General features: G+C 68.7%; 11 protein-coding genes. 6 read left to right on the top strand and 5 right to left on the bottom strand.

What is annotated here, in order from left to right; genetic code table 11:
- Positions 1–185: 185 nt before the first annotated feature.
- Positions 186–572, top strand: a complete 387-nt coding sequence (locus Ade02nite_RS49815) for a helix-turn-helix domain-containing protein (protein WP_239169335.1) — start codon at positions 186–188, stop codon at positions 570–572.
- Positions 520–1,389 (top strand): XRE family transcriptional regulator, encoded by an 870-nt coding sequence (locus Ade02nite_RS37580; RefSeq protein ID WP_239169337.1) that lies wholly within the window; start codon positions 520–522, stop codon positions 1,387–1,389. The genes Ade02nite_RS49815 and Ade02nite_RS37580 overlap by 53 nt, the downstream gene beginning before the upstream one ends.
- A 54-nt stretch (positions 1,390–1,443) precedes the next feature.
- Here the strand turns inward: Ade02nite_RS37580 and Ade02nite_RS37575 are convergent, their stop codons facing one another.
- Entirely contained in the window at positions 1,444–1,662 is a 219-nt protein-coding gene (locus Ade02nite_RS37575; RefSeq protein WP_203774228.1) for a hypothetical protein, read from the bottom strand.
- 12 nt (positions 1,663–1,674) lie between these two features.
- Positions 1,675–1,890, bottom strand: a complete 216-nt coding sequence (locus Ade02nite_RS37570) for a hypothetical protein (protein WP_203774226.1) — start codon at positions 1,888–1,890, stop codon at positions 1,675–1,677.
- A 283-nt stretch (positions 1,891–2,173) separates the two neighbouring features.
- Between Ade02nite_RS37570 and Ade02nite_RS37565 the strand changes: the two genes are divergently transcribed.
- Together Ade02nite_RS37565 and Ade02nite_RS37560 are read left to right on the top strand one after the other, a co-directional pair.
- The gene (locus Ade02nite_RS37565) at positions 2,174–2,413 is read left to right on the top strand and encodes a hypothetical protein (RefSeq protein WP_239169334.1); all 240 of its coding nucleotides are present in this window, start codon (positions 2,174–2,176) and stop codon (positions 2,411–2,413) included.
- A 71-nt stretch (positions 2,414–2,484) separates the two neighbouring features.
- Positions 2,485–3,309, top strand: coding sequence for a helix-turn-helix domain-containing protein (locus tag Ade02nite_RS37560; RefSeq protein ID WP_203774224.1), 825 nt, complete (start codon positions 2,485–2,487; stop codon positions 3,307–3,309).
- On the opposite strand, the gene Ade02nite_RS37555 is transcribed toward Ade02nite_RS37560, so the two are convergent.
- A complete protein-coding gene (locus tag Ade02nite_RS37555) occupies positions 3,306–3,824 on the bottom strand; it encodes a SixA phosphatase family protein (RefSeq protein ID WP_203774222.1) in 519 nt (172 codons plus the stop codon). The genes Ade02nite_RS37560 and Ade02nite_RS37555 overlap by 4 nt on opposite strands.
- Positions 3,825–3,911: 87 nt before the next feature.
- Between Ade02nite_RS37555 and Ade02nite_RS37550 the strand changes: the two genes are divergently transcribed.
- Entirely contained in the window at positions 3,912–4,211 is a 300-nt protein-coding gene (locus Ade02nite_RS37550) for a DUF6458 family protein (protein ID WP_203774220.1), read from the top strand.
- Positions 4,212–4,337: 126 nt separating this feature from the next.
- Here the strand turns inward: Ade02nite_RS37550 and Ade02nite_RS37545 are convergent, their stop codons facing one another.
- Positions 4,338–5,171 carry an SDR family oxidoreductase gene (locus tag Ade02nite_RS37545; protein WP_203774218.1) on the bottom strand — a complete coding sequence of 278 codons (834 nt, stop codon included), beginning with the start codon at positions 5,169–5,171 and terminating at the stop codon, positions 4,338–4,340.
- Positions 5,172–5,276: 105 nt separating this feature from the next.
- Between Ade02nite_RS37545 and Ade02nite_RS37540 the strand changes: the two genes are divergently transcribed.
- A complete protein-coding gene (locus Ade02nite_RS37540) occupies positions 5,277–5,663 on the top strand; it encodes a winged helix-turn-helix transcriptional regulator (RefSeq protein ID WP_203774216.1) in 387 nt (128 codons plus the stop codon).
- Here Ade02nite_RS37540 and trhA read toward each other — a convergent pair.
- Positions 5,642–6,319: a PAQR family membrane homeostasis protein TrhA gene (gene trhA, locus Ade02nite_RS37535; protein WP_203774209.1), complete on the bottom strand. Its 678-nt coding sequence runs from the start codon at positions 6,317–6,319 to the stop codon at positions 5,642–5,644. The genes Ade02nite_RS37540 and trhA overlap by 22 nt on opposite strands.
- Positions 6,320–6,360: the final 41 nt, after the last annotated feature.

The raw sequence follows: 6,360 nt of genomic DNA, 5'->3' as shown, positions 1-6,360 counted from the left end.
GGGTGCGCTGGGTGCGTGTCGAGTTTTGTCGGGGGCGCTTGTTTTGACTCGGCGGCTGGCGGCCATGCCTCGTGAGCACATCGGCGACCGTGCGGTGGCCGGGTTGGGTGGTGGGCTGGTGGCGGTGTCGGGTGGTGGTGCGGGGGTGGACCACGTGGGGTGTGGGCTGGCTTAGCGTCGCGGGTATGAGGGTGCTCGGGGGTGGGGTGGACGTTGGGGGGCGGATTCGGGAGCGGCGGCTGGTTCGGGGGTGGAGTGTTCGGTTTGCGGCCAGCCGGGCTGGGGTTTCGCATGCCAGCTGGAGCCGGATCGAGCGGGGGGTTCAGGCGGCTGACAACCGGTTCATGGTGGCGGCCATTGCGAAGGCGCTGGAATGTGCGCCGGAGGATCTGGTGGGGGCGGGAGTGCCGGCGCCCGATCGGGTGACGGCGGCGGCTCGGGCCGGCGTGGTGGGGCTTCGTACGGCGCTGATTGATATTGATCTCAGTGAGCCGGCGGTGGGGGCGGCGCCGTCGGTGAGTGAGCTGGGCCGCAGTGTTGCGCTGGGTCGATGCGCTGCACCAGGCGTGTGACTATGCGGGGGCGGCTCGGCTGCTGACGGGGCTGCTGCGTGACCTGCACGCCGAGACCGCGGGGCCGGATCAGGCTGAGGCGTTGCGGCTGCTCTGTGACGCGGCCTCCATCGCGGCCACGGTGTTGCGGTGTCTCGGATTTCCCGCGGATGCGTGGCTGGGGGCGGAACGGTGCCGGGACGCCGCCGACGCGTCCGGTGATCCGGTGTTGCGGGGGCAGGCGGCGTACGCGCTGGCCAGGGCGGCCGTTGCGTGCGGGTCGTATCAGCGAGGGCAGACGATCGCCGAGCGAGCCGTGGACGATCTCGGGCGGTACGCCGACCGCGCCGACGGTGCCGAGGTGCTCGGGTCGTTGCACCTGGTCGCCGCGTTGGCCAGCCGGAGCCGGCAGCGGCTCGACGACAGCCGGGACTGGCTGAACGAGGCCGCGGAGCTGGCCCGCCGCACCGGGGAGAGCAACCTGCTGAGCATGTTCTGGGGTCCGACCAACGTGGAGCTCTGGCGGATGAGCATCGAGGTCGACGACGGCGACCCCGGCCGGGTTGTCGAGATCGCCCGGCGTACCGACCCGTCAGCGATCTCGGCCGGTGTGCGGCAGGTCTTCTACTACGCCGACACCGCACGGGCGCTGGCCCGGCTCGGCGGACGCGACCGGGAGGCGATCCGGCTCCTGCTCACCGCGGAGCGGATCGCGCCCCAGCACGTACGCACATCGGCCGAGCTCGCGGCGACCGTCCTGACCCTGCTCGAACGTTCCCGCCGTCAGGCGGGTGGCATGGAGTTGCGCGGTCTTCGCGAACGCATGCAGACGGGATGAGACTCAGAACCCGTTTCCCGATGCTGCCCCTGTCGTTTACCCGGTCGATCGTCCCTACCGGCGACGCGCCGCGACCGCGGCGCGCAGAGCCGGCCAGAGTCTCAGTCGCCGGCTCCCGTCAGTGGCGGCGATGAGCTCGGCAAGCTGCGCCCGCTCGTGATGCGGCACCATCGTGATCACGAGAAGCAGCGGCAGCGACGCGGCTATCACCTCAGTGAGGGCGATCAGCACGACCAGTAGGCCGACTACGCCTACGACAGCGAGAGTGGACATCGTTTCCTCCGATCAGCGGGTCACGGCGACCGCGACGACGAGCACAAAGGCAATGCTCACGGCGAAGATGACGACGACCGCCGCGGCGGCCGACTGGATGATCGCGCCGACCGGTCGCACTGCCCGCCCGGCGAAGCGAAGAGCCACCAGCAGACAGACGCCGGCTAAGAGAAGGAGGAGCCCCGGACGATCCACCAGGGCCGGAAGGTGCGGCTGCGTGTCGATCATTTCGGCACTCCAAGGGCCGTAGCTGACCAATTACCCTCAGTGTGTATTCACCGCGCGTGAATATCCAGCGAGTTCAGTCTGTGCTAAGTGGATCGTGAATAGGTATCGATCAGCTACATGGCAATGTGATAGCGTTCACCTTGCAACCATGCACTCCGACGGGTGACAGAATCGCCCGATTCATCCCGGTATCCCGGTCCTATTCGACCAGATGGGATACCAATCCTGCGCAAAATATGCGAACTCCTGAGTACGGAGTTCTTATCTTGACTAGGGTGCCCTGGTGACTAACTCTTTCGAGGGAGCCGGCGAAGTCGGCTCCAGCGACACCTCACTGAAGGTGATCGCCAACCGCTGTGCCGCCGGCTCGTGCCCCACGATCTACGAATCGGCCTCCGGTTCGCTCGTGGTCCAAGGCTTTATCGTGAAATCGCAGAACACGGGGATCGACGTCCCTGCCGGTGAGGCTCTCGTCGAGATTCCCGCGGAGCTGCTGGCGGAAGCCATGCGCAACTTGTCCTGACCACCACAGGGGGTGCTTCGGTGTCATCGGCTCCAGGCACCCCCGCCGACTCCGGCGAGCCGGTGGGGACCGTGCTGGCGCGCATGCGGCGCGCACGGGAGCTGACGGGTGCGATGCTCGCTGCCCAGGTCGGCATGAGCCAGCCCAAGATCTCCCGGATCGAGCGGGGGCAGGGCGCCGCCGATCCCGAGGACGTCGCCGTCATCGCGCGGGCCCTCGGCGCCACGGAAAGCGAGGCGCAGGCACTGAAGGAGCGCGCCGAGCGCGCCCACAACCGTGTCACCGACTGGCGCCCCACTGCCACCAACCTCGCCGGCAGGCAGGGCACCCTTGCCGGTTGGGAGCTGGCGGCCACCGAGATCCGTGACTTCCAGCCGGCCTTGATCACTGGACTGCTGCAGAGCGACCGTTACGCGCGCGCCGCCTTGTCTGGGTTTCAGCGCTCACCGCAGCCACAGAATCGCGACGCCGCCCTCCATAGCGCCGTGCTCGCTCGTCTCGGTCGACAGCAAGCGCTGGCTGATGGAGGCAAAACCTTCCACTTCGTCTTCACCGAGTCGGTGTTGCGCAACCGGATCTGCTCGCCGATCGACATGCTTGGTCAAATCGAAAAGCTCCGGGAGGTCGGCGAGCAGCCGAACGTCCGGATTGCGATCATCCCGGACGATGCCGAGGTCGAGCTGCCCGCGCTGCACGGCTTCGTGCTCTACGACGACGACCTGGTCGTCATCGACCTCTTCAACACCGGGCTGACCACTCGTGGGCGCACGGACGTGGCCGAGTACCGCGAGGTCTTCGATGCCTTCGCGCGGCATGCCACCGCAGACGTCGCCGAGATGCTCGACCGGTATCACGGCTACTACCTGGATCAGATCCAGCGGCCCGGGGGACGCTAGCCGCGGGCGGTGTGGCGTTCGATCAAGGGCATGGAGCGGGGCTCCGTGGTGGACCAGGAGCCCTCGGCGCGGTGGACGGCCAAGCCGGCGGTTTTCAGGGTGACGTCGTTGCCGTCGTACTGGTCGTCGGGGAGCAGGAGCAGGGAGACCTCGGAGACGGTGGGGTTGTGGCCGACCACCAGGATCGTGCGGACCGTGTCGGGGATGGTCTGGAGCAGGTCGAAGACCTCCGTGCGGCCTCCTGAGTAGAGGGACTCCTCGTAGCGGACCTCGGGGGCGCCGCCGCCGGGCTTGGCCTGGGCCAGGGCGATCGACACGCCCTGCCAGGTCTGGCGGGTGCGGGCGGCGGGGGAGCAGAGGACCAGGTCGGGGTGGAGGTGCTCGTCGGCCAGCCAGGCACCGGCGGCGTCGGCGTCGGTCTCGCCCACCTCGGTGAGCTTCCGGTCGAAGTCGGGGAAGTCGCCGGGGGTCTCGGCTTTGGCGTGGCGGAGCAGAACGAGCGTCCGTGCGGTCATGAGGACAGCTTGCCTGATTGAGGAAACGAGCGGGTGGGTAACCCAGTGTCGAGGCATTGACCCCGGTGAGGATCAAGGAGGCCCGTGATGGGCATCGGCGGCAGCATCTTCCTGCTGGCGGTTGGCGCGATCCTGGCGTTCGCCGTCAACGCGGATATCAGCGGGCTCGACATCAACATCATCGGCTGGATCCTGATGGCGGCCGGCCTGGTCGGGCTCATCATCACCCTCTGGTACTGGAACAGCCGCCGGCGCACCGTCGTGACGCGGCAGTCCGCGGGGCCGGTGGCCGGCACGACCACGCCGTACCCGAACCAGCAGGTCCGTAGCGAGTACCGGGAGACCCGGCGCGAGGACGCCCCGCCGCCCCCGCCGCCCGGCTACTAAAGAGACTCGCGACGCCGGCCGGCCGCCTCCCCCCTAGCGGCCGCGCCGGCGTCGCGCGCTTTCAAGTCGGCCCGCCCGCACAACGGAGGCCACCCAAGCCCGCGAGACGCGGGGCGGGCCGACGGATCAGAGGGCCGACTTGATCGCCGTCGCCACCGGGGTCGCCGGGCGGCCGAGGAGCTGCTCGAGGTCGTCGCGGGGCACGAAGAGCGCGCCCGCGGCGGTGGCGCGGTCCACGTCGGCGAAGACCTCGGCGGCCTCGCTCGGCAGGCCCACGCCGATCAGCAGCTCCTTGTACTTGTCGACGTCGAGGTCGGTGTAGGTCACCTGCTTGCCGGACTGGCGGGAGATCTCGGCGGCCAGCTCCGCCTTGGTGACGGCCTCGCCGCCCAGCTCGTAGATCTTGCCCACGTGCCCGTCGGTGGCCAGGACGGCCGCCGCGGCCTCGGCGTAGTCGGCGCGCGGCGCCACGCTGATCTTGCCGTCGCCGGAGGCGCCGACGAGGCCCTGGGCCAGCGCCTGGTCGACCGGGTAGTTCTCGATGTACCAGCCGTTGCGCAGGATCACGTACGGGAGGCCCGACTCCTTGATCAGCCGCTCGGTCTCGGCGTGCTCGGCGGCGAGCTTCATGTCGGTGGTGTCGGCCTTCGGCGCGCTGGTGTAGACGAGCAGGCCGACGCCGGCGTCCTTGGCAGCCTCGATGACGTTGGCGTGCTGCGGGACGCGCTTGCCGGGCTCGGAACCCGAGATCAGCAGCACCTTGTCGGCGCCCTCGAAGGCGGCCCGCAGCGCCGCCGGGTCCTCGTACGCCGCCTGACGGACCGTCACGCCGAGGTCGGCGATCTTTTCGATCTGGCGGCCGACGCCGACGATCTCGGTGGCCGGCACGCCCTTGGCGAGCAGCGACTCGATGGTGAGGCGGCCGAGGTGTCCGGTGGCGCCGGTGACGACGATGGTCATGGAAGCTCCTACGAAGGTGTTGGTCCGACGCCAGGAAGCAACAGCGCAGGTCGGCGACCACTTCCCGTTGGATAGTAGGCACCTTTAAGTGCAATACTTACCCGTGTGGAAGTGACTGCGTACGCGAAGGACTGCCCGAGCCGGCAGATCCTCGACCGGATCGGGGACACGTGGAGCGTTCTGATCGTGGTGATGCTGGCCGACGGCCCGCAGCGCTACACGGCGCTCGCCAAGAAGATCCAGGGCGTCAGCCCCAAGATGCTCACCCAGACGCTGCGCGGCCTGGAGCGCGACGGCCTGATCACCCGGACGGTGCACGCGGAGGTGCCGCCGCGCGTCGACTACCAGCTCACCGAGCTGGGCACCAGCCTGCTCGGGTTGGTGCGGGCGCTGGAGAACTGGGCCGAGTCGCACATCGAGGACGTGCAGCGGGCCCGGCACGCCTACGACAACCCGGGCGTCAAGAGCGACTACGCGTACAGCGCGAAGTAGATGGCGATGTGGTGGCACAGGGCGGCCACCAGGGTGCAGGCGTGGAAGAACTCGTGATGCCCGAAGACTGTGGGCCACGGGTTCGGCCTGCGCAGCGCGTAGAAGACCGCGCCGACCGTGTAGATCACGCCACCCACCGCGAGCAGCACGAGGCAGGTGACGCCGCCGACATGCAGCACGTCGGGCAGGATCGCGACGGCGCCCCAGCCGAGCGCGACATAGAGCGGGGCTCCGGCCCAGCGCGGCAGGTGCGGCCAGATCGTCTTGAGTGCCACTCCGCCGATCGCGCCGCCCCAGATCAGCGAGAGCATCAGGGTCGCCTTGCCGCTGTCGAGCAGCAGGACGCAGAACGGCGTGTACGTGCCGGCGATGAAGATGAAGATCATCGAGTGATCCATGCGCCGCATGATCTGGTAGCCGCGTTCGCTCCAGACGCGCCGGTGATAGAGCGCACTGATGCCGAAGAGGCCGCACACGGTGGCGCTGTAGATCAGGACGCTGAAGAACGGCGACATGCCCGGCCGGCTGAGGGCGATCGAGGAAAGCACGATGCCGCAGGCCAGGGCGACGAAGAACGCGTACTGGTGCAACCGGCCGCGCAGACGCGGCTTGCCGAGGTCGGCCGGCTTCATCCGAAACGGGGCGGAGGTCGTCACGAGACCAGGTTACGGTATCGTAAGTTACCCGCAAGTAGAAC

Origin of the sequence: Paractinoplanes deccanensis (assembly GCF_016862115.1) — a bacterium.
GTDB lineage: Bacteria > Actinomycetota > Actinomycetes > Mycobacteriales > Micromonosporaceae > Actinoplanes > Actinoplanes deccanensis.
Note: the sequence above shows the minus strand (reverse complement) of the source record. Positions and strands in the feature narration are given on the sequence as shown.

Excerpts from the sequence above, each read along its gene's own strand:
- Ade02nite_RS49815 (WP_239169335.1), top strand. The coding sequence starts at position 186 with ATGAGGGTGCTCGGGGGTGGGGTGGACGTTGGGGGGCGGATTCGGGAG.
- Ade02nite_RS37575 (WP_203774228.1), bottom strand. The coding sequence starts at position 1,662 with ATGTCCACTCTCGCTGTCGTAGGCGTAGTCGGCCTACTGGTCGTGCTG.
- Ade02nite_RS37570 (WP_203774226.1), bottom strand. The coding sequence starts at position 1,890 with ATGATCGACACGCAGCCGCACCTTCCGGCCCTGGTGGATCGTCCGGGG.
- Ade02nite_RS37555 (WP_203774222.1), bottom strand. The coding sequence starts at position 3,824 with ATGACCGCACGGACGCTCGTTCTGCTCCGCCACGCCAAAGCCGAGACC.
- Ade02nite_RS37550 (WP_203774220.1), top strand. The coding sequence starts at position 3,912 with ATGGGCATCGGCGGCAGCATCTTCCTGCTGGCGGTTGGCGCGATCCTG.
- Ade02nite_RS37545 (WP_203774218.1), bottom strand. The coding sequence starts at position 5,171 with ATGACCATCGTCGTCACCGGCGCCACCGGACACCTCGGCCGCCTCACC.